Source organism: Streptoalloteichus hindustanus, from assembly GCF_900129375.1.
Classification (GTDB): domain Bacteria; phylum Actinomycetota; class Actinomycetes; order Mycobacteriales; family Pseudonocardiaceae; genus Streptoalloteichus; species Streptoalloteichus hindustanus.
On the sequence record NZ_FQVN01000009.1, the window covers coordinates 181677 to 201899 of the forward strand.

Annotated in this window: 19 protein-coding genes; 13 read left to right on the forward strand and 6 right to left on the reverse strand. The window is 74.1% G+C overall.

The window, feature by feature from the left end:
• Positions 1–17: 17 nt before the first annotated feature.
• Together BUE43_RS36045 and BUE43_RS25475 are read left to right on the forward strand one after the other, a co-directional pair.
• Positions 18–95: a putative leader peptide gene (locus BUE43_RS36045; protein ID WP_143174386.1), complete on the forward strand. Its 78-nt coding sequence runs from the start codon at positions 18–20 to the stop codon at positions 93–95.
• Between the two features lie 49 nt (positions 96–144).
• Positions 145–1449 (forward strand): dicarboxylate/amino acid:cation symporter, encoded by a 1305-nt coding sequence (locus tag BUE43_RS25475; RefSeq protein ID WP_073487819.1) that lies wholly within the window; start codon positions 145–147, stop codon positions 1447–1449.
• Between the two features lie 196 nt (positions 1450–1645).
• Here BUE43_RS25475 and BUE43_RS25480 read toward each other — a convergent pair whose 3' ends face one another.
• Positions 1646–2371: a hypothetical protein gene (locus BUE43_RS25480; protein WP_073487821.1), complete on the reverse strand. Its 726-nt coding sequence runs from the start codon at positions 2369–2371 to the stop codon at positions 1646–1648.
• A gap of 132 nt (positions 2372–2503) precedes the next feature.
• On the opposite strand from BUE43_RS25480, the gene BUE43_RS25485 reads away from it, so the two are divergent.
• From BUE43_RS25485 to BUE43_RS25520, 8 genes are all read left to right on the forward strand, one after another.
• Positions 2504–4297, forward strand: coding sequence for an acetyl/propionyl/methylcrotonyl-CoA carboxylase subunit alpha (locus tag BUE43_RS25485; protein WP_073487823.1), 1794 nt, complete (start codon positions 2504–2506; stop codon positions 4295–4297).
• Between the two features lie 128 nt (positions 4298–4425).
• Positions 4426–4806: a DUF1707 SHOCT-like domain-containing protein gene (locus tag BUE43_RS25490; protein WP_073487826.1), complete on the forward strand. Its 381-nt coding sequence runs from the start codon at positions 4426–4428 to the stop codon at positions 4804–4806.
• Positions 4799–5692 carry an HAD family hydrolase gene (locus BUE43_RS25495; protein ID WP_073487828.1) on the forward strand — a complete coding sequence of 298 codons (894 nt, stop codon included), beginning with the start codon at positions 4799–4801 and terminating at the stop codon, positions 5690–5692. The genes BUE43_RS25490 and BUE43_RS25495 overlap by 8 nt, the downstream gene beginning before the upstream one ends.
• Before the next feature lie 80 nt (positions 5693–5772).
• Positions 5773–6327 (forward strand): GNAT family N-acetyltransferase, encoded by a 555-nt coding sequence (locus BUE43_RS25500; protein ID WP_143174374.1) that lies wholly within the window; start codon positions 5773–5775, stop codon positions 6325–6327.
• A gap of 423 nt (positions 6328–6750) precedes the next feature.
• Positions 6751–7365 carry a DUF3558 domain-containing protein gene (locus BUE43_RS25505; protein WP_083960138.1) on the forward strand — a complete coding sequence of 205 codons (615 nt, stop codon included), beginning with the start codon at positions 6751–6753 and terminating at the stop codon, positions 7363–7365.
• A 158-nt stretch (positions 7366–7523) separates the two neighbouring features.
• A complete protein-coding gene (locus BUE43_RS25510) occupies positions 7524–7874 on the forward strand; it encodes a transcriptional regulator (RefSeq protein ID WP_143174375.1) in 351 nt (116 codons plus the stop codon).
• Positions 7875–7893: 19 nt separating this feature from the next.
• The gene (locus tag BUE43_RS25515; RefSeq protein WP_073487837.1) at positions 7894–9285 is read left to right on the forward strand and encodes a PPE domain-containing protein; all 1392 of its coding nucleotides are present in this window, start codon (positions 7894–7896) and stop codon (positions 9283–9285) included.
• The gene (locus tag BUE43_RS25520) at positions 9282–10079 is read left to right on the forward strand and encodes an ESX secretion-associated protein EspG (RefSeq protein ID WP_234995916.1); all 798 of its coding nucleotides are present in this window, start codon (positions 9282–9284) and stop codon (positions 10077–10079) included. Before BUE43_RS25515 ends, BUE43_RS25520 begins: the two co-directional genes overlap by 4 nt.
• 71 nt (positions 10080–10150) lie before the next feature.
• Here the strand turns inward: BUE43_RS25520 and glpD are convergent, their stop codons facing one another.
• On the reverse strand, positions 10151–11863 hold the full coding sequence (gene glpD, locus BUE43_RS25525; protein WP_234995928.1) for a glycerol-3-phosphate dehydrogenase: 1713 nt from the start codon (positions 11861–11863) through the stop codon (positions 10151–10153).
• 291 nt (positions 11864–12154) lie between these two features.
• Here glpD and BUE43_RS25530 point away from each other — a divergent pair, with 291 nt between their 5' ends.
• Together BUE43_RS25530 and glpK are read left to right on the forward strand one after the other, a co-directional pair.
• The gene (locus tag BUE43_RS25530) at positions 12155–12895 is read left to right on the forward strand and encodes an MIP/aquaporin family protein (RefSeq protein ID WP_073487843.1); all 741 of its coding nucleotides are present in this window, start codon (positions 12155–12157) and stop codon (positions 12893–12895) included.
• Between the two features lie 73 nt (positions 12896–12968).
• Positions 12969–14474: a glycerol kinase GlpK gene (glpK, locus tag BUE43_RS25535; protein WP_073487846.1), complete on the forward strand. Its 1506-nt coding sequence runs from the start codon at positions 12969–12971 to the stop codon at positions 14472–14474.
• Between the two features lie 86 nt (positions 14475–14560).
• Here glpK and BUE43_RS25540 read toward each other — a convergent pair whose 3' ends face one another.
• Positions 14561–15964, reverse strand: a complete 1404-nt coding sequence (locus tag BUE43_RS25540; protein ID WP_073487849.1) for an NAD(P)H-quinone dehydrogenase — start codon at positions 15962–15964, stop codon at positions 14561–14563.
• Between the two features lie 157 nt (positions 15965–16121).
• Between BUE43_RS25540 and BUE43_RS25545 the strand changes: the two genes are divergently transcribed.
• On the forward strand, positions 16122–16574 hold the full coding sequence (locus BUE43_RS25545) for a gamma-glutamylcyclotransferase (protein ID WP_073487852.1): 453 nt from the start codon (positions 16122–16124) through the stop codon (positions 16572–16574).
• Positions 16575–17011: 437 nt separating this feature from the next.
• Here BUE43_RS25545 and BUE43_RS25550 read toward each other — a convergent pair whose 3' ends face one another.
• From BUE43_RS25550 to BUE43_RS25560, 3 genes are all read right to left on the reverse strand, one after another.
• The gene (locus tag BUE43_RS25550; RefSeq protein WP_073487856.1) at positions 17012–18325 is read right to left on the reverse strand and encodes an amidohydrolase; all 1314 of its coding nucleotides are present in this window, start codon (positions 18323–18325) and stop codon (positions 17012–17014) included.
• On the reverse strand, positions 18322–19563 hold the full coding sequence (locus BUE43_RS25555) for a M20 family metallopeptidase (RefSeq protein WP_073487859.1): 1242 nt from the start codon (positions 19561–19563) through the stop codon (positions 18322–18324). Before BUE43_RS25555 ends, BUE43_RS25550 begins: the two co-directional genes overlap by 4 nt.
• A gap of 228 nt (positions 19564–19791) precedes the next feature.
• Entirely contained in the window at positions 19792–20148 is a 357-nt protein-coding gene (locus BUE43_RS25560) for a hypothetical protein (RefSeq protein ID WP_073487862.1), read from the reverse strand.
• Positions 20149–20223 lie beyond the last annotated feature (75 nt).

The window sequence follows — 20223 nt, forward strand, 5'->3', positions numbered from 1 at the left end:
GGGTTTCACCGAGCGTTATGGACACTGGATGGCTTCTCACCGAGCGCCTGCACGTCGACCTCCGACGGCAGGCCAGCGCCATCTGTCCGGTCTGAGCCGATCTCCCGCCTCCCCGTCACCCACCCGTCACCCACGGAGTGCGCAGTGCTCAGCGCCCTGAAGAAGGTCCCGTTCAGCGTGCAGGTGATCGCCAGCCTGGTGCTCGGCGTCGCCCTCGGCCTGGTGGCCAGATCCACCGGCGCCGCCTGGTTGTCCACCACGCTGGCCACCGTCGGCAACACCTTCGTCCAGCTGCTCAAGCTGGCCGTCATCCCGCTCGTGTTCACCGCCATCGTGGTGAGCATCGCCAACCTGCGCGACATCCAGGGCGGTCCCCGGGCGGTCGCCCGCCTCGGCGGCAAGACCCTGCTGTGGTTCGCCGTCACCTCGCTGGCGGCGGTCCTGATCGGCATCGCGACCGGCCTCATCACCAACCCGGGCTCGGGCGTCACGCTGCCGATCGACCAGAACTACAAGCCCAAGAGCACCGGCGGCTGGCTGGACTTCCTCAAGGGCATCATCCCGACCAACCCGGTCGCCGCCTTCGCCAACGGCGAGGTGCTGCAGATCGTCTTCCTGGCGATCGTCGCCGGCATCGCGGCCTACCGCGTCGGCGAGAAGGCCGAGCCCTTCCTCCGGTTCAACCGGTCGCTGCTGGAGATCGTGCAGAAGGCGCTGTGGTGGGTCATCCGGCTGGCGCCGCTGGGCACCCTCGGCCTGATCGGCAAGGCGACCGCCCAGTACGGCTTCGAGCTGCTCCGCCCGCTGGCCACCTTCGCCGGCGCCGTCTACATCGGCTGCGCGCTGGTGCTCTTCGTGGTCTACCCGCTGGTGCTGCGCGTCTTCGGCCGGGTCAGCCCGCTGAAGTTCTTCGCCAACGCCTGGCCGGCCATCCAGCTCGCCTTCGTCTCCCGGTCCTCGGTGGGCACGCTCCCGCTGACCCAGAAGATGACCACCGACAACCTCGGTGTGCCGCGTGAGTACGCCAGCTTCGCCGTCCCGTTCGGCGCCACCACCAAGATGGACGGCTGCGCCGCGGTGTACCCGGCGATCGCCGCGATCTTCGTGGCGCAGGTCTTCGGCCAGCCGCTCGGGATCTGGGACTACGTCCTGATCGCCTTCGTCTCGGTGGTCGGCTCGGCCGCCACCGCCGGCCTCACCGGCGCGATCGTCATGCTGACGCTGACCCTGTCGACGGTGGGCCTCCCGCTGGCCGGCGTCGGCCTGATCCTGGCGATCGACCCGATCCTGGACATGATGCGCACCGCGACGAACGTCGCCGGCCAGATGGTGGTGCCGGTGGTGGTCGCCAGGAGCGAGGGCATCCTGGACGACAAGGCGTTCGAGGCCCCGCGCCGCGACGTCTTCGCGGACGGCGAGCAGGGCTCGGTCCAGCCGGCCGCCGCCTGATCCCACCGCAGACCGGCGCGTCCGCACTCCACGCGCCGACAGACCCGCCAGCCGATGGCCGTGAGCGACCCCGTCGCTCACGGCCATCGCTGTTCCCACGGCTCGTCTCGCCGAAGTTCGTACCGGCAAAGGTCGTCTCGCCGAAGTTCGTCCCGCCGCGGTTCGCCCCGCCAGTCCGAATCCGAACCAGCCGGACCTAGTAGTCGCACCGCACGAGTTGCTCCCGACGGGGCGCCACCCGCGGCCAGCCGGGGAGCTGGTCCCTGGTGGGCGCGGGGCGGGTGCAGCCCACGTCCCCGCCGCCCAGGCTGTGCACCCGGGCGACGACCTGACCGCAGTCCGCGGCGGCGGCGACGCCGCAGGCGCGCTGCACCGTCACCACGTCCGGCAGGCCGTCCGGCCAGCTCGGCGCCAGCTCCAGGTAGCCGGCGTCCGAGCTGTACACCGCGTCGATCCGGGACCACGACCCGGCGTTGCCGACGAACACGTCGGCGAACAGCTCCCCCGCGCCGTTCGCGCCCCGGACCAGGCAGACGGAGCGGGCGAACTCCGTGCACCGCAGCGAGTCGGCCGTCAGCCGGGCCCCGAGCCGCACCGTGTTCGTCTCGAGAACGCTGATCCCGGCCATCCCGGTCACCCGGACCCAGGCGCTGTCGTCGGCGGGGTCGGCGAGCAACTCGACCCGGTCCCCACCCACCTCGGCGGACGCGACGGACCGGCACGGGCCGCCCTCGCACCCCGACGGCACGGCGGCCGCCGACCCGTCGGCGCCGTCGCCCTGCCCACCGCCGGCCACGCCCCCGGTACCCTCCCGGAGCGCGGCCGCCACCACCAGCGCGGCCGCGGTCACCGTGGCCGCCAGGCACATGGCGACCAGCACGGAGCGGGCCTGACCGACCGAACCGGCGGGTCCAGCGGGCACGTTGTCCTCCCTCCGGTCCTCGGACGTGAGGCGGCTCTCGGTCGGCTCGCCCCCGGCTGACCATAAACTCGCCCGAAAACGCCCGCGCAGCAGGACGATGCACGTGGGACGTGCGACACGAGGAGGTAGGGCGTGCCCGAGCCCGCGGAGCACAGCAGCAGCACGCTGACGAAGGTGCTGATCGCCAACCGGGGTGAGATCGCCGTCCGGGTGATCCGCGCCTGCGGGGACGCCGGGCTGGGCAGCGTGGCTGTCTACGCCGACCCCGACCGGGACGCCCCGTTCGTCCGCATGGCGGACGAGGCGTTCGCGCTCGGCGGCGCCACCGCCGCCGAGTCCTACCTCGTCATCGACAAGATCATCGACGTGGCCAGGCGGTCCGGCGCCGACGCCGTGCACCCCGGCTACGGCTTCCTCTCCGAGAACGCCGACTTCGCGCAGGCGGTGCTGGACGCCGGGCTGGTGTGGATCGGCCCGAGCCCGCAGGCGATCAGGGACCTCGGCGACAAGGTCACCGCCCGGCACATCGCGACCCGCGCGGGCGCGCCGCTGGTGCCCGGCACCAAGGACCCGGTGTCCGGGCCGGACGAGGTCGTCGCCTTCGCCAGGGAGAACGGCCTCCCGGTCGCCATCAAGGCCGCCTTCGGCGGTGGCGGGCGGGGCCTGAAGGTCGCCCGCACTCTGGAGGAGATCCCCGAGCTGTACGACTCGGCGGTGCGCGAGGCCGTCACCGCGTTCGGCAGGGGCGAGTGTTTCGTCGAGCGCTACCTGGACAAGCCGCGGCACGTCGAGGCCCAGGTGCTGGCCGACCAGTACGGCAACGTGATCGTCGTCGGCACCCGTGACTGCTCCCTGCAGCGCCGCCACCAGAAGCTCGTCGAGGAGGCGCCGGCGCCGTTCCTGACCGACGAGCAGCGCCGCACCATCCACGAGGCCGCGCGGGCCATCTGCCGTGAGGCCGGCTACCACGGCGCGGGCACCGTCGAGTTCCTCGTCGGCACCGACGGCACGATCTCGTTCCTGGAGGTCAACACCCGGCTCCAGGTCGAGCACCCGGTGAGCGAGGAGACCGCCGGCGTCGACCTGGTGCGGGAGCAGTTCCGCATCGCCGCCGGCGAGAAGCTGCGCTTCGACTCCGACCCGGAGCCGCGCGGCCACTCCCTCGAGTTCCGGATCAACGGCGAGGACGCCGGCCGCAACTTCCTGCCGGCGCCCGGCACGGTCACCCGATTCGTCGCGCCGGCCGGCCCCGGGGTCCGGGTGGACGCCGGCGTCGAGACCGGCAGCGTGATCGGCGGCCAGTTCGACTCGCTGCTGGCCAAGCTGATCGTCACCGGTGAGAACCGCACCCAGGCGCTGGAGCGGGCCCGGCGCGCCCTGGACGAGATGGTGGTCGAGGGCATGGCCACCGTGTTGCCGTTCCACCGGCTCGTGGTGCGCGACCCCGCCTTCACCGGCGAGGACGGCTTCCTGGTGCACACCAGGTGGATCGAGACCGAGTTCGACAACACGGTCGAGCCGTTCACCGGGGGCGCGGACGTCGCCGACGAGGACGCCGCCGCTCGGCAGACCGTGGTCGTGGAGGTCGGCGGACGCCGGCTGGAGGTCTCGCTGCCCGGCGACCTCGCCCTCAACCCGGGTGGCGGCGGCGCGGCCGCGAAGGCCAAGCCCCGCCGCCGCGCCGGCGGCAGGTCGGCCGCCGCCGTCTCCGGCGACGCCGTGACCGCGCCGATGCAGGGCACGATCGTCAAGGTCGCCGTCGAGGAGGGCCAGCAGGTCCAGGCCGGCGACCTGGTCGTCGTGCTGGAGGCCATGAAGATGGAGAACCCGGTGACGGCGCACAAGGGCGGCACGGTCACCGCGCTGGCCGCCGCGCCTGGCAGCGCCGTCAGCCAGGGCACGGTCCTCTGCGAGATCAAGGACTGAGCCGGCACCGTCCTCGTTCTGCGTGAGGGGCGTTTCCGCCTGGGAGCGCCCCTCCGCCGGCTCCGACGGGCCCCGAGGGGCTCCGACGGGCGGGGAGTCGCGCGGCGCGGCGGACGTACCATCGGCGCGTGGCGGACAGTGGGCGGACTCCGGACCTCCGCATCGGCGACGCTGAGCGGGAGCGGGCGGTGTCCGCGCTCTCCCAGCACCTCACCGCCGGTCGGCTGGACATCGCCGAGTACGACGAACGGTGCGCGCGGGTGCTGGCCGCGCGGTACCACGGCGACCTCGCGGCCCTGTTCGCCGACCTCCCCGAGCCCAGGCCGACCCCGCCCCCTCCGCTGAGCCCGCCGCCCCGGCCCACGCGGCGGGGAGGCGGACGGACCGCTCTCCTCGTGGCCCTGGTGGCTGTCGCGGGGATGGCGCTGGTCCTCCGGCAGTGGCTGGTGTTCGGGGCGCTGGCCTTTCTCATGATCATGCTCTTCGGCGCCGGGAGGCGGAGTGGCTGACCACCCCACGTTGTTGTTGCTCGATCTCGACGGTGTGCTGCGGCGGTTCGACCCGGACGACCAGGTCGAGGACGCGCACGGCCTGCCGAGGGGCTCGCTGGCGGCCAGCGCGTTCCACCCCGAGGTCGTGCGGCCGGCGCTGCTGGGCGAGGTCGACGACGCCGGGTGGCAGGAGGCGATCGCCGGCCGGCTGGTCGGGCAGGGCGTGGCGCCGGAGGTGGCCCGGTCGGCGGCCGGGGCCTGGCGCCGGACCGGCTCGGTGGTGCCGGAGGCGGTCGAGCTGGTGCGGCTGGCCCGCCGACGCTGCCGGGTCGCCCTGCTGACCAACGCGACCACCCGGCTGGGCGCCGACCTGCGCGCGCTCGGCCTGGACCGCGAGGTCGACGCGGTCGTCTCGTCGCACCGGCTCGGCGCGGTCAAGCCCGATCCGGAGGCGTTCCGCCGGGCGCTGCGGGTGTTGCAGCACTCCCCGGCGAGGACCCTGTTCTGCGACGACAGCGCCGCGAACACCGCGGCCGCCGCCGAACTCGGCCTCATGGCGGCGCACGTGCCGGACACCGGGGCGCTGCGCGCGGCCCTGGTCGAGCACGGCCTGCTCGACGCGGGCGACGGGCCGGGCGGCGGACGCGACGCGGCCGCGCCGGGCGTGCTCGTGGTGCTGCCGGACCGGGACGAGGCGGAGGAGCTCGCGGAGGAGCTGACCGCCGACGGCTGGTCCCCGTGCAGCGTGCACCGGGACATGCTCGCCGGGGAGGACGACGCGGAGGACGTCGACTGGGTGGTGCTGGTGGAGACCGCGCCGGACGGGCTGCCCGCGTCGTGCTGGCGGGACGCGCTGGACCGCGCGGCCGAGCAGCGCGACGGGTTCACCACCGAGGCCGGCTGAACGCCGGCCCACCGGGGCCGGCCGACGGGGCCGCCGACCAGGGCGGCCGTCCGGTTCGGGGATCGCGTTAGGGTCGGCGGGTGGAATCCGTGGAGATCAACGCCGGCACCTGGTACCTGCGGGGAATCCGCGTCGACCGGGCCTTCGACGACCGGCGGTCCCTCGTGGCGGCCTTCGCCGACGACGCGCACCGGCGGTACGTCCCGGGTCCGCGGGTGGACGGCCTGGAGTCGGCGGGCGAGTACGTCGCGCTGCGCACCGCCGAGTGGGCCGAGGACACCGGCTGCTCGTGGGCGGTCGCGGACACCGTGAGCGGTGAGATGCTCGGCGAGGTCGGCCTCCGGAGCCTCGACCTGACGGCGGGCACCGCCGAGTTGTCCTGCTGGACCCGACCGGAGCACCGACGCCGGGGTGTCATGGCCACCGCGGTGCGGGCGGCCCTGGGGTTCGGCTTCGCCGGCCTCGGGCTGCACCACGTGACGTTCCGGCACACCGCCGACAACGAGCCGGCACGCCGGCTCGCGGAGAAGTGCGGGTTCACTGTGGACGGTCGACTGCGGGAGGCCGCGCTGGTGGACGGCGACCGACAGGACGTCCTGCTCTGGTCGCGCCTGGCGTCCGACTCCGCGCGCTGACCCGGCCGTTCCTCCGGCCCCGCGCTTCGAACACCCTCGGGACAGCCCCCACCCGCCCTGGGGGGCGAGCCCTGCTCCAGCCTATCGGCCCAGCACCCGGCCCCCAAGGCGATCATGAAGCCCTGTGGAGGAAATCGGGTGACTGTGGACAAGTGGGGATGAACACGGCCGAGCACTGTGGATGAACCGCGCCAAGGACGGCCGAACACAGCTGGACCGCCGAACATCGCACGAAGATCCACACCGGCCAGTCGCCAGGCGGCGCCCCAGGACGGGCTCCAGGGAGTGCGCACGGCATCACCGCCACGTCACCCCGACCGGCGATCACCACCCACCCTGACCGGGCACAATGGCCCGGTCGAGCGTCGTCCGGAGCAGTGATCCGCGATCACTTCCGGCAAGTGCTCCGCTACGGTACGCGCCATGCGGAGCGGGTGGCCGACGACGGACGGAGCGCGGGCCGTGCTGGCCGTCCTCCTCGCCGCCGCCACGGCCGGGTGCACCTGGACCAGCAGCAGCGCGCGCTCGAACGGCACGCCCAGGGTCGCCGATCCCCCGCTGCCGGCCACCACCACCCTCGCCCGCTCCCCGCGCCCGGCGGAGATCCCGCTGGACACTGTGGACCCGTGCGCCGTCCTCTCCCCGGACCAGCGCCGCCAGCTCTCCCTCGACGGCCCGCCCACCCCGTACGCGGACTCCCGCTTCGCCAACGCCAGGGCGTGCAGCCTGCGCGACGGCGCGCACGGACTGGTGGCCCGGGTGGCCTTCGTGACCGACCAGGGGATCGAGGTGTGGCACGACGACACCGCCCAGGTGGACGCCGTGAACGCCCAGATCGCCGGCTTCCCCGCCCTCGTCGTCCGGACTCCTGGCCAGGACGCCTTCTGCAACGTGGAGGTCGACATGGCCGACGGCCAGTTCCTCGACGTCCTGCTCCGCGACGGCGGCAACCAGAAACCCCCGCCCCAGGACGAACTCTGCCAGGGCGCCCGCCGGGTCGCCGAGGCCGTCGTCAGCTCGCTCCGCGCCACCCGCTGATCACAACCACTCCGCGTGAACGTCACGCGGAACCCTCCACACCGTCACTCTGTGTGGATACAGTGACCTCGCTTACGTGTCGTTCCGGGAGGGCACCAGTGCCGACGAGCCCAGCGCCGACGAGCCCCACACCGACAGGTCCGACGTCGACGGGCGCGGTGCCCACGACCGGCCAGCAGAGTCCCCTCGCGAACACGCTGCGGGTCGAGCCGTCCTCGATCCCCGAGCTGCGGCGCGCCTTCGAGTCCGCGTTGAACCGGCTCGACCCCCAGGTCGACATGGCCATCACCGACCTGCGCATCCGGCCGTGGGCCGGGGACCCGGTCAGCGCGGAGGCCGCGACGCGGTTCAACGACGCCTCGGTGGACAGCGGCGAGGGCGCGCTGCACGCGTTGCAGAGCTACCAGCGCCAGCTCAAGGCCGCCGCGGACGCGCTGCGGGACGCCGAGGCGCAGTACCGAGCCACCGAGGGCGACAACGCGGCCCTGTGGGGCAAGAAGCACCGCTGAGGCAGCCGGGAGGGCGGGCATGGGCGACCACCGTTGGCGCGGGTACACCCACGAGGAGCTCTACGCGCAGATCCACGCCGGACCCGGCGCGGCGGCGTCCGCCTCCTCGGTGGTGCGCTGGTCGGAGCTGACGCGGGCCCTCGGCGAGATCGACAGCGACCTGACCGCGGCGTTGGAGCGCTGCGGCGGGAGCTGGGAGGGCGCGGCCGCGGACGCCGCCAGGGCCGGCCTCACCCCGCTCGGCGAGTGGGCTTGCGACGCGCGCGGCGGCGCCGAGGTGATGCGGCTGTCCGCCGAGCTGCAGGCCGACTACGTGAGCAAGGCCCGCGCCGACATGCCCCAGCCGGTGGCCGTCACCGCGGAGGAGCCCTCGGCGGTGGTGAGCGGCCTGGTCCACCTCTTCGGCGGGCAGACCGACTACGAGCGCCAGGAGGCGGCCGCGGACGCCGCGGAGCAACGCGCGTTCGAGGTGATGGTCACGTACGAGAGCAGCACCCGGAGCAACACCAGCACGTTGGGAGAGTTCTCCCCGCCGCCCCAGGTCGTGGTGGCGACGCCGTTCGCCACGGTCGCGGTCGGCGCCGGTGTGGCGGGCCTGCTCCGGCGGGCGCCCCGGCCGAGCGGCCCGGTCGTGGGCGGCACCGCGGCGGCCCGCCAACCCTCGACGCCGGCCCCTCGCCCGGCCTCGACGCCGCAGCGGGGCGCGACGCCGCCGCCCCGGCCGGCGCCCCCGGCCCCCGGCACGCCCGCGGTCTCCGCGTCGGCGAACGCGTCGACGGGCGCGCCTTCGACGCCGGCCGGGACGGCCAGCGGTCAGCGCGCCCCGGCGCCGCCGCCTCCCGGGCCGCACCAGCCGACCGTTCCGGGCCCGCGCCCCGCACCGCCGGTCGGCGGGCTCCCGGCGCTCGCGCGCCCACCCGCCCCGCCGCACCCGGTCCCGGCGGTTCCGACAGTTCCCCCGCCGGCCGGCGGAACCGGCCGGTCCACCGTGGACCGTCCAGGCGGCCGGCCCCGCCCGGGGCAGCAGGACGGGCCGACGTCCGGTGGACGGTCCTCCTGGGAGGAGTCCACGACGGACGGTCCACGGGACCACCGGGGACTGGTGGCCGGCCCGTTCGCCGACGCCGGCGCCGGGCGCCAGCACCAACCGAGCGCGCCGGCGCCGGTCGTCGGCCCCGGCGTGCTCCCCGCCTCCGGCGTGATCGGCGCGGAGCACCTGATCGCGGCCCCCGGCACCCCGCCCGTGGTCCAGGCGTCGCCCGCTCCGCACCGGGTGGACGAGGCCGGGCACGACCGCACGAACTACCTGCTGCCCGCCGACGACGTGTTCGGCGACCCGACCCGTCCGACCGCGTTCGGGGCCGGCCGGCGCGTCGTGCCCCCGGTCATCGGCGAGGGCGACGCCCCGTGATCGCTCTGGACGGGACCGCGCTCGACGACCCCCTCACGCTGACCGCGCTGGAGTTCGACGTGCTCTGGGAGCACCTGGAGCTCGGCGCGATGCCGTTGCCGATCAAGGTGCCGTCGCCGGGGCGGACCTGGACCGAGCGGTCCGCGTTGGCCGACCGGGCATGGGCCGACCTGGCCGGGCGCGGGCTGGCCAGCGCGCCGCACGTGGAGGACCGGCTGGCCGACCTGCTGCGGCTGCTCGCCCACCCGGACCGCGAGGTCGACGGCCGGATCTGGCTGGGTCGGCGGATCCGGGTGCTGGCCGCGGCGCGCGGGGACGACGCCGTGCTCGCGGTGCTCGACGGCGACCGGCTGACCCTGCGCGAGGCGGCGTCGACCGGGCTGCCCCGGGAGGCGGTCGGGGTGCTGCCGCCACGACCGGCCGGGCCGGGCCACTCGGTGACCCTGCCCAGCGCCGACCTCGACGCGGCGGCGGGCGCGTGCGACAGCAGCCACGAGGGGCTGGCCGAGGCGCTGCGCGACCGCGGGGTGCGGGCCGAGGACGCCCACGCCCTGGCCCGGATGACGCGGGGCGCGACGCACCTCGGGCAGTTCGGGGCGGCCGCGCGCGACCAGCTCGGCCGGCGGCGGCGCACCGAGTGGGTGGTCGGCTTCTTCGACACGGCGGAGGGCCGGTACCTCCAGGTGCGGCGGGCCAGGGAGGGCTGCGCGCCGTGGAGCACGGTCTGCCCGACCGACCAGCGTCGCCTGGTCGCGCATGTCGAGGAGGCCCTGGCCGAGGCCGAGAACACCTGACCGGGACCGCCTGACCGAAACTGCCTGACCGGGACCGCCGGCCCCGTCCGGAGCCCGGCGGGTGGGTCGGGTCAGGCGACGGGCTCGGTGACGTGGGACCGCGCCTCGGGCGCCGCCGAGCGCCGGGCGTCCGCCGCCTGGTCGTCGGGCTGGGTCTGCGAGTCGCGCTCGGCCTCCACCCGGGCCGTGTAGACCTCGACCTCGCGGGCCACCGTCCGGTCGTCCCAGCCCAGCACCTCGGCCATCAACCGCGCCACGGGCTCGGCGCAGTCGATCCCCCGGTGCGGGTACTCGATGGAGATCCGGGTGCGCCGGGTCAGCACGTCCTCCAGGTGCAGCGCCCCCTCGTGCGACGCCGCGTAGGCCACCTCGACCTGGAGGTAGTCCGGCGCGGCGGGGACGGGCCGGAGCAGGTCCGGCCGGTCCGCGGCGAGCGCGAGCACCTCGTGCACCATCGACCCGTAGCGGTCCAGCAGGTGCCGCACGCGGTACGGGTGCAGCCCGTGCCGCCCGGCGAGCTGGTCGGCCTGGTTCACCAACGCGTGGTAGCCGTCCGCGCCGAGCAACGGCACCTTGTCCGTGATCGACGGCGCGATCCGGCCGGGCAGGTCGGTCGCGGCGGTGTCCACCGCGTCGGCCGCCATCACGCGGTAGGTGGTGTACTTCCCGCCGGCGATGGCGACGAGTCCCGGAGCGACCCTGGCCACGGCGTGCTCCCGGGACAGCTTCGAGGTCTCCTCGCTCTCACCGGCCAGCAGCGGGCGCAGTCCCGCGTACACGCCCTCGATGTCGTCGTGGGTCAGCGGGGTGGCCAGGACCTTGTTGACGTGGTCGAGGATGTAGTCGATGTCGGCCCTGGTCGCCGCCGGGTGCGCGAGGTCCAGGTTCCAGTCGGTGTCGGTGGTGCCCACGATCCAGTGGTTGCTGCGCCACGGGATCACGAAGAGCACGGACTTCTCGGTGCGCAGGATCAGCCCCGAGTCGGAGACGATGCGGTCCCTCGGCACCACGATGTGCACGCCCTTGCTGGCGCGGACGCGGAACCGGCCCCGGCTGCCGGACAGCCGCTGGATCTCGTCGGTCCACACCCCGGTGCAGTTGACCACCACGTGCGCGGCGACGTCGACCTCGCGGCCGTCCTCCACGTCGCGCACCCGCACACCGGAGATCCGGTCCGCCTCCCGCAGCATCCCCACGACCTGGGTGGAGGTGCGGACGACGGCGCCGTAGTGCGCGGCGGTGCGGGCGACGGTCATGGTGTGCCGGGCGTCGTCGGCGTGGGCGTCGAAGTAGCGGATGCCGCCGACCAGTGCGCTGCTCCTGAGGGCCGGCACCATGCGCAGCGCGCCGGCGCGGGTGAGGTGCTTCTGGCCGGGCACCGACCGCGCCCCGCCCATCGTGTCGTAGAGGAGGAGGCCGGCCGCGGTGTAGGGGCGCTCCCAGATCCGGTGGGTGAGCGGGTACAGGAAGCTCACCGGCTTCACCAGGTGCGGCGCCAGCCGGGTCAGCATCAGCTCCCGCTCCCGCAGCGCCTCCCTGACCAGGCCGAACTCCAGTTGCTCCAGGTAGCGCAGCCCGCCGTGGAACAGCTTGCTCGACCGGCTCGACGTGCCGGAGGCGAGGTCCCTGGCCTCCACCAGCGCGACCCGCAGGCCCCGGGTGGCCGCGTCCAGCGCCACCCCGGCCCCGGTCACCCCGCCGCCGACCACCACGAGGTCGAACTGGTCCGCGTCGAGTCGTCGCCACGCCGCCTCGCGCTCGGCCGCCCCGAGCCGTCCGGTGATCGCCTCAGCTTGTCGGGGGTCCGGCTGGGCCACTGCTCCCGCCTCCTCGCCGCGCCGTGCGTGCCGCGCCGTCTCTCGATCGTCAACGCTACCGGCAAGCATGCGACATCCCGACCGTCCCCGCCGGGTGGCCGACCTTCGGGTGGCCGGTCCGGGCCCCACCCGCCCACCATGGTCGTGAGCTGCGACGACCACCACCGGTGAGCCGTCGGGGAGGAGCCCCGGCCCACCCGGCGTGGCCCGCGCCACACCCGGCGTCGCCCGCGCGGGAGACGGACAGGGAGGTCCGCGATGAGCAACGCCGAGGTCGCCGTCTGGGAGCTGCTCGGGACCACGACGCTGCTCCTGCTCGGCGTCGGCGTGGTCGCGAACGTCACGCTGCGGCGGAGCCTGGGGCACGGCGGCGGCTGGCTGCTCATCAGCTTCGGGTGGGGCTTCGCGGTGTTCGTCGGGGCGAGTGTCTCGGCGCCCAGCGGCGCGCACCTCAACCCCGCCGTGACCACCGGCCTGGCCGTGGCCGGCAAGGTCGACTGGGCGCGGGTGCCGGTCTACGTCGCGGCCCAGCTCGTCGGCGCGGTTCTCGGCGCCGCGCTGGCGTGGCTGGCCTACAAGCTGCAGTTCGACACGCACGACGACCCGGCCGGCACCCGGGGCGTCTTCTGCACCGGCCCCACCGTCCCCGGCTGGCCGTGGAACCTGCTGACCGAGGTGATCGGCACGTTCGTGCTGGTCGCCTGGGTGCTGCTCAGCCCGACGGCGCTGGCCGGCGAGCACGGCGTCCCCCGGTTCGGCAACTCGGCGCTCGGCTACGCGGCGGTGGCGTTCGTGGTCGTGGGGATCGGTTGTTCGCTCGGCGGCCCGACGGGGTACGCCATCAACCCGGCGCGCGATCTCGGACCCCGGATCGCCTACGCGCTGCTGCCCATCCGGGGCAAGGGCGACGCGGAGTGGGGCTACTCCTGGGTGCCGGTGGTCGGCCCCCTGCTCGGCGGCGCCCTCGCCGGTCTGCTGTTCCTGGCCCTGCCGGTGTGACCACCGGCCCGACCCCACCGGCACGACCAGCACGACACCGCCGGGAGCACGACACGCGGGAGGAGAGGACTCCATGACGCAGTACGTCGCCGCCGTCGACCAGGGCACGACGTCCACCCGGTGCATGGTCTTCGACCACTCGGGCCGGGTGGTCGCCGCGGACCAGGTCGAGCACCGGCAGATCATGCCCAGGGCCGGCTGGGTGGAGCACGACCCGGCGGAGATCTGGGAGAACGTCCGCCGGGTCACCGCGGCGGCGTTGGCCAAGGCCGACCTCGTCACCGAGGACGTCGTCACCGTGGGGATCACCAACCAGCGGGAGACGACGGTGGTATGGGACCGCGCGACCGGGAAGCCGATCCACAACGCCGTCGTCTGGCAGGACACCCGCACCGACGCGACGTGCCGGAAGCTCGGCGCGCTCGGCGGCGGACAGGAGCGGTACCGCCCGCGCACCGGACTGCCGCTGGCGACCTACTTCTCCGGCCCCAAGATCCGCTGGATCCTGGACAACGTCGAGGGCGCCGCGGAGCGGGCGGAGGCCGGGGAACTGGCCTTCGGGACCATGGACACCTGGGTGCTGTGGAACCTCACCGGCGGCCCGCACGGCGGGGTGCACGTCACGGACCCCACCAACGCCTCCCGCACCCTGCTCATGGACCTGGACTCGTTGTCCTGGGACGAGGAGATCTGCGCCGACATGGGCGTTCCCCCGTCGGTGCTGCCGGAGATCCGGTCGTCCTCCGAGGTCTACGGCAAGGCGCGCGGGCGGGGCCCGCTCAGCGGCCTGCCGGTCTCGGGCATCCTCGGCGACCAGCAGGCCGCGACCTTCGGCCAGGCCTGCCTGTCGCCCGGCGAGGCCAAGAACACCTACGGCACCGGCAACTTCGTGCTGCTCAACACCGGGACCGAGAAGGTGATGAGCGAGAACGGGTTGCTCACCACGGTCTGCTACCAGCTCGGCGACCAACCGCCGGTGTACGCGTTGGAGGGCTCCATCGCGGTGACCGGCTCCCTTGTCCAGTGGCTGCGGGACAACCTGGGGATCATCCGCTCCGCCGGGGAGATCGAGGAGCTGGCCGGGTCGGTGGACGACAACGGCGGGACCTACTTCGTGCCCGCGTTCTCCGGGCTGTTCGCGCCGCACTGGCGGTCCGACGCGCGGGGCGCGATCGTCGGCCTGACCCGGTACGTCAACCGCGGGCACCTGGCCCGCGCGGTGCTGGAGGCGACGGCCTTCCAGACCCGCGAGGTGATCGACGCCATGAACGCCGACTCCGGGGTGCCGCTGAAGTCGCTCAAGGTCGACGGCGGGATGGTCGTCAACGAGCTGCTGATGCAGTTCCAGGCCGACATCCTGAACGTGCCGGTGATCCGGCCCGTGGTGAACGAGACCACGGCGCTGGGCGCCGCCTACGCCGCGGGTCTCGCCGTCGGCTTCTGGTCCGGCCCGGACGACATCCGCGCCAACTGGGCCAAGGACCGGGAGTGGACGCCCCGGATGGACGAGGCGCACCGCGAGGAGCAGTACGCGAACTGGAAGAAGGCCGTCACCAGGACCTTCGACTGGGCTCGCTGACGCCCTCGCCCGCGCCCCGTGGCGCCCGTGCCCCGTCGCCGGTCATTCGGGCGCCACCGACCCGGGCACCACCGACCACCCGGACGTCAGTCCAGGTCGTCGTGCCGCATGAGCTGGCGGCCGGCCTCGGTGATCGAGCCGGACAGCGACGGGTACACCGAGAACGTGTAGGTGAGGTGCTCGACGGTGAGCTGGTTCTGCACGGCCAACGCGATCGGCAGGATCAGCTCGCTGGCCACCGGGGCCACCACGACGCCGCCGATCACCACGCCGGTCGCCGGGCGGCAGAACAGCTTCACGAAGCCGCGCCGCAGGCCCTCCATCTTCGCCCTGGGGTTGGTCGCCAGCGGGAGCATGATCGTCCGGGCCGGCACCTCGCCGCTGTCGATCGCCTGCTGGGTGATCCCGACCGTGGCGATCTCCGGGTTGGTGAAGACGTTCGAGGCCACGGTCTTGAGCTTGATCGGCTGCACGCCCTCGCCCAGCGCGTGCCACATCGCGATGCGGCCCTGCATGGCGGCGACGGAGGCCAGCAGCAGCACGCCGGTGCAGTCGCCGGCGGCGTAGACGCCGGACACCGAGGTCCGCGACACCCGGTCCACCGGGATGTAGCCGCCGCGGCCCAGCTCGATGCCGATCCGCTCCAGGCCGATGTCGGCGGTGTTGGGCACCGAGCCGACGGTCATCAGGGCGTGGCTGCCCTCGACGGTCCGGCCGTCCTGGAGGTGCACGATGACGCCGTCGGCGGTCTTCTCGATCCGCTCGGCCCGCGCGTGCTTCACCACGGTGGTGCCCCGCTCGGCGAACACCTCCTCCAGCACGGCGGCGGCGTCGGCGTCCTCGTGCGGCAGCACCCGGTCCCGGCTGGACACCAGGGTGACCTTCACGCCCATCTCGGTGTAGGCGGAGGCGAACTCCACACCGGTGACACCGGAGCCGACGACGACGAGGTGCTCCGGCAGCGCGGTGAGGTCGTAGATCTGCCGCCAGGTCAGGATGCGCTCGCCGTCCGGCTCCGCGCCCCGCAGCACCCGGGGGTTCGCGCCGGTGGCGATCAGCACCACGTCGGCCGGCAGGGACTCGTGACTGCCGTCGGGCAACTCCACCGACACCTGGTGCTGCGCCAGGCCCGGCTGGTCGTCGCAGAGCCGCGCGTGCCCGGTGAGCAGTCGCACGCCCTCCCGCTGGAGGCGGGCCCGCACGTCGGCGGACTGGGCCAGCGCCAGCCCCTTCACCCGGCCGTGGACCACGGGAACCTCGACGGCCGCGTCCTCGTTCTGGTTGCGGATACCCAGCTCACCGGCGTTGCGGAAGGCCGAGCGGGCGGTGGCCGAAGCGATGAACGTCTTCGACGGCACGCAGTCGTACAGCACACACGCGCCGCCGAGCGCGTCCCGCTCGACCACGGTGACGTCGGCGCCGTGCTGCGCGGCCACCAACGCGGCCTCGTAGCCGGCGGGTCCGCCTCCCATGATCACGATGCGGGTCACGTGGTCCTCCTCGCAGCACACGCCTGGGTCAGGGCCGGGTGCGGCCCGCTTCACCGTACGCGGTGGCCCCCGGACGGAGGTCGGGTGGCCGGACCGGGCCGGTGAACGGATGGTATGCGCCCCGTGTCGCGATCCGAGTGTCGCTACGCTGTGGTTCGTGCCGCTCTACGCCGCTTACGGGTCCAACATGGATCCGGCCCAGATGTTGGAGCGCGCCCCGCACTCGCCGATGGTGGGCACGGGGTGGCTGGAAGGCTGGCGGCTGACCTTCGGCGGCGAGGACGTCGGCTGGGAGGGCGCGCTCAGCACCATCGTCGAGGACCGCGGCTCCCGGGTGTTCGTCGTGCTCTACGACGTCAGCCCCGAGGACGAGCGGAAGCTCGACGGCTGGGAGGGCGCCGAGCTCGGGCTGCACAAGAAGATCCGTCTTCGCGTGCAGACCCTGGAGGGCTCGGTCGTCGCCTGGTTCTACGTCCTCGACGCGTACGAGGGCGGCCTGCCGTCGGCGCGGTACCTCGGGGTGGTCGCCGACGCCGCCGAGGCCGCGAGCGCGCCGGCCGACTACGTCAACGACCTGCGCACCCGGCCCTGCCGGGGCATCGGCCCCTAGGTCCGGGTCCGTGGCCCGGGCTCACGGTTCGAGCCCGAGGTCTGAGCGCTCTTCCCCTCGGAACGCCGCCCGGGTCCGGAGCGGCGTCGAGGGAGCGCGCCAACCAGGGGTCATTCCGACGAGGGACGACCGCCACGGCGGGGTGTCACTCGCCGCGTGGTGCGGGCACGCCTCCGCCCACCGGGCCGCGTTGGCCCGCGTTGTCGCCCACCGTTCACCGCGAATTCCCACAGAACTCTCCCGCCCTGCCGTCGACGACAGCACGAGGCCCCGGGAATGCGTCCAACCAACAGCGGGATTGTTTCTCCGCGGTGAGGAGTGGGATTCACCGATCCCCACGCGGAACACAAGCCGTCGGCGGACGAAACCCCGGGGCCTCGCCACACGAGTTCACATTCCCGCAACAAAAACCGGGTTCCGGGAATCGCGGTCGACCGTCAGGCCAGCACAGATTCACCCGTCAGCGTGGTGAGCGCGGTGTGGACGAGGACCCGGACGCCGGCGAGCAGGGCCCGCTCGTCGAGGTCGAACGTCGGCTGGTGCAGGTCCTTCTTCGGGCCGTGGCCGGGCCACACGCCGAGCCGGGCGAAGGAGCCCGGCACGTGCTCCAGGTACCAGCCGAAGTCCTCGCCGCCGGAGGACTGCTGGGTGCCGGCCAACGCGTCCTCGCCCAGCGCGGTCCGCACCGCCGTCCGCAGCAGGTGCGTGCTCTCCCGGTCGTTCACCACGGGCGGGACGCCCCGCTGGTGGTGCCACTCGAACCCCACGCCGGTGGGCAGGAGCAACGCGTTGACCAGCTCCTTGACCAGCGGCTCCAGCCCGGTCCAGCAGTCGCGGTCGCCGGTGCGCAGGGTGCCGCGCAGGACGCCGTCCTGCGGCACCGCGTTCGGCGCCTCCCCTGCCCGCACCTGGCCCCACACCAGCACGGTGCCCGAACGCGGGTCCACCCGGCGGGACAGCAACGCCGGCAGACCGGTGATCACCGTGCCGAGCGCGTGCACGAGGTCGGCGGTCAGGTGCGGCCGCGAGGTGTGCCCGCCCGGCGAGGTCAGGCGCAGCTCCAGCAGGTCGGAGGCCGAGGTGATGGCCCCGATCCGGGTGCCGACCCTGCCCACCTCCAGCCGGGGGTCGCAGTGCAGGCCGAAGATCCGGTCGACGCCGTCGAGCCCGCCGGCGGCCAGCACGTCCAGCGCGCCGCCGGGCATGACCTCCTCGGCGGGCTGGAACAGCAGCCGCACCCGGCCGGGCAGGGCGGGCGCGCTGGCCAGCGCCAGCGCCGCGCCGAGCAGGATCGTGGTGTGGGCGTCGTGCCCGCACGCGTGCGAGACCCCGGGCCGGGTCGAGGCGAACGGCAGGCCGGTGGCCTCGGCCAACGGCAACGCGTCGATGTCGGCCCGCAGCGCCACGCACGGCGAGCCGCTGCCGATGTCGCAGACGAGCCCGGTGCCGCCCGGCAGGACCCGCGGCCGGAGCCCGACGGAGGTCAGCGTGTCCACCAGGAACCGGGTGGTGGCGTGCTCCCGCCGGGACAGCTCGGGGTTGGCGTGCACCCGCCGCCGCCAGGCCACGACGTCCGCGCCGTGCGCGGACAACCAACCGTCCAACCAGGACGGTCCGCGGCCGGCGCCGAGGTCCTCCACAGTGGACATGGTGGGGTCGGCGACCGCCACCAGCCCGTCGGGCGGGCCGGGGAACGGGTCCGGGTCGGGGTCCGACACCGGGGCGTCGGTCATCGAGTCCAGGACGGTCACACCGCACCTCCTGCTGTCGAAGAGGCGGCCGCGACGGCGGCGGATACCGTCGCCCCGCGCCGCGCGGCCCCGGACAGCAGCCGGGCGCGCTGGGTCTGGTCGGTGGCGGCGGCCACCGCGGTCCACGCCATGGCCAGCGCGCCGTCCAGGACGGCGCGGTCGGCCGAGGGCGTGGCGCAGGCGGCCGCGAACTCGGGTTGGTGGTTCACCGCGTCTCCGCAGTCGATGGCGATGGTCGGGTGGATCCCGGGCAACGCGCGGGTCACGTCGCCCATGTCGGTGCTGCCGGTGGAGCGGGTGCGCTCCTCCTCGGGGCTCAGCGGCCGACGGCCGAGCTCCACGACGGCCGCGCGGTAGGCGTCGGCCAGCCACGGGTCCGGGTCCAGCTCGGCGTACGGCGGTCCGAGCTGGACCACCTCGTGGGTGCAACCGGTGGCCACCGCCCCGGCGTGGAAGCAGTCCCGGATCCGGTTCTCCAGGCGCTGCAGGGACTCGACGTCGGCGGCCCGCAGGTAGAACACCGCCGCGGTGTGCGCGGGCACGATGTTCGGTGCGGCCCCGCCCCTGGTCACGATACCGTGAACCATTTGTTTCGGCTCGAAATGCTGTCGCGCGAGACCGATGGCCACCTGCGCCACGGTGAGCGCGTCGGCGGCGTTCACCCCGAGGTGTGGCGCGGCCGCGGCGTGCGACTCCCGGCCGGTGTACCGGACCTCCAGGTCGGTGATGGCCAGCGAGGTCGGGGAGGCCATCTCCTCCGGCGCCGGGTGCACCATCATCGCGAGCGAGACGTCGTCGAAGACCCCCCGCTCCAGCATCAGCACCTTGCCGCCGCCGGCCTCCTCCGCCGGGGTCCCGATCACCTTGACGGTCAGGCCCAGCTCGTCGGCGACCTCGGCGAGCGCGAGCCCCGCGCCGACGGCCGCGGCGGCGATCACGTTGTGGCCACAGGCATGTCCCACCTCGGGCAGCGCGTCGTACTCGGCGCACAGCCCGACGACGAGATCGCCGGAGCCGTAGGTCGCGGTGAACGCCGTCTCCAGGTCGGCGACGCCGCGCCGCACGGCGAAGCCGGCGCGCTCCAGCGGCTCGACGACCTTGGCGACGCTGCGGTGCTCGGCGAAGGCGAGCTCCGGCTCGGCGTGCAGGCTCCGGGAGAGCCCGACCACCGTGTCGGCGTGCCGGTCAACGGCCGCGCGACAGCGCGCCTTCGGGTGGCTGGCGGGGTCGGTACTCATTTGCCACCATCCTGCATCAGATGTGGATCGTTCATGAACGATCACGGGGGTGTGACGGGTCGTCCGGTCGTCGTGCTGCGCCGAACGGTTCGCCGGACTTCAGCCTGGCAGAACGCCACGCGGATCGGTCGGCCAGCTTTCCCAAAACTTGAGAAGACCTTTCCACGTTGTGTTACGGCCAGATGTCCGGGCGGATCTCTCCACCGGCTCGGCCGAACCGGGGCGGACTCACGAGGAGCGCTTCTTCCGCACCCTGCGCCCGTAGAAGACGATCGCGATCAGGACCGCGCCGATCAGCCCGATCACGAGCCGCTTCTTGTCCTCCGCCAGCTCGCCCGACTGCCGCGCGCCGTCACTGGACCGGTCGGCGCCCGGGGACGGGGTCTGGTCGGGCTGGGCCAGCGCGGCGCCGACGGGGGCGACCAGGTCCGATCCGACTGCCCGCACCGGGACGGCCGACGGCGCGGTGGTCGTCGGCGTGGCGGCCGACGCGGCGGCGCCGTGTCCGACCGATCCGCCCATTCCGACCAGTCCGAACAGGACGGCGACTAACACCGCGAGCGACAGGCGGGACGCGACTCGCATGGGTGCCTCCTCGGGGTCGCCCTCGCGCAGCGGACAGCGGAGGGCGCGGGCCGGGCACCGGCTGTGCCCGACTCC

What these genes read in the sequence shown, in the direction of transcription:
- BUE43_RS25505 (WP_083960138.1), top strand. Translation starts at nt 6,751, where the DNA reads ATGCGGAGCGGGTGGCCGACGACGGACGGAGCGCGGGCCGTGCTGGCC.
- BUE43_RS25560 (WP_073487862.1), bottom strand. Translation starts at nt 20,148, where the DNA reads ATGCGAGTCGCGTCCCGCCTGTCGCTCGCGGTGTTAGTCGCCGTCCTG.
- BUE43_RS25515 (WP_073487837.1), top strand. Translation starts at nt 7,894, where the DNA reads ATGGGCGACCACCGTTGGCGCGGGTACACCCACGAGGAGCTCTACGCG.
- BUE43_RS25530 (WP_073487843.1), top strand. Translation starts at nt 12,155, where the DNA reads ATGAGCAACGCCGAGGTCGCCGTCTGGGAGCTGCTCGGGACCACGACG.
- BUE43_RS25555 (WP_073487859.1), bottom strand. Translation starts at nt 19,563, where the DNA reads ATGAGTACCGACCCCGCCAGCCACCCGAAGGCGCGCTGTCGCGCGGCC.
- glpK (WP_073487846.1), top strand. Translation starts at nt 12,969, where the DNA reads ATGACGCAGTACGTCGCCGCCGTCGACCAGGGCACGACGTCCACCCGG.
- BUE43_RS36045 (WP_143174386.1), top strand. Translation starts at nt 18, where the DNA reads ATGGACACTGGATGGCTTCTCACCGAGCGCCTGCACGTCGACCTCCGA.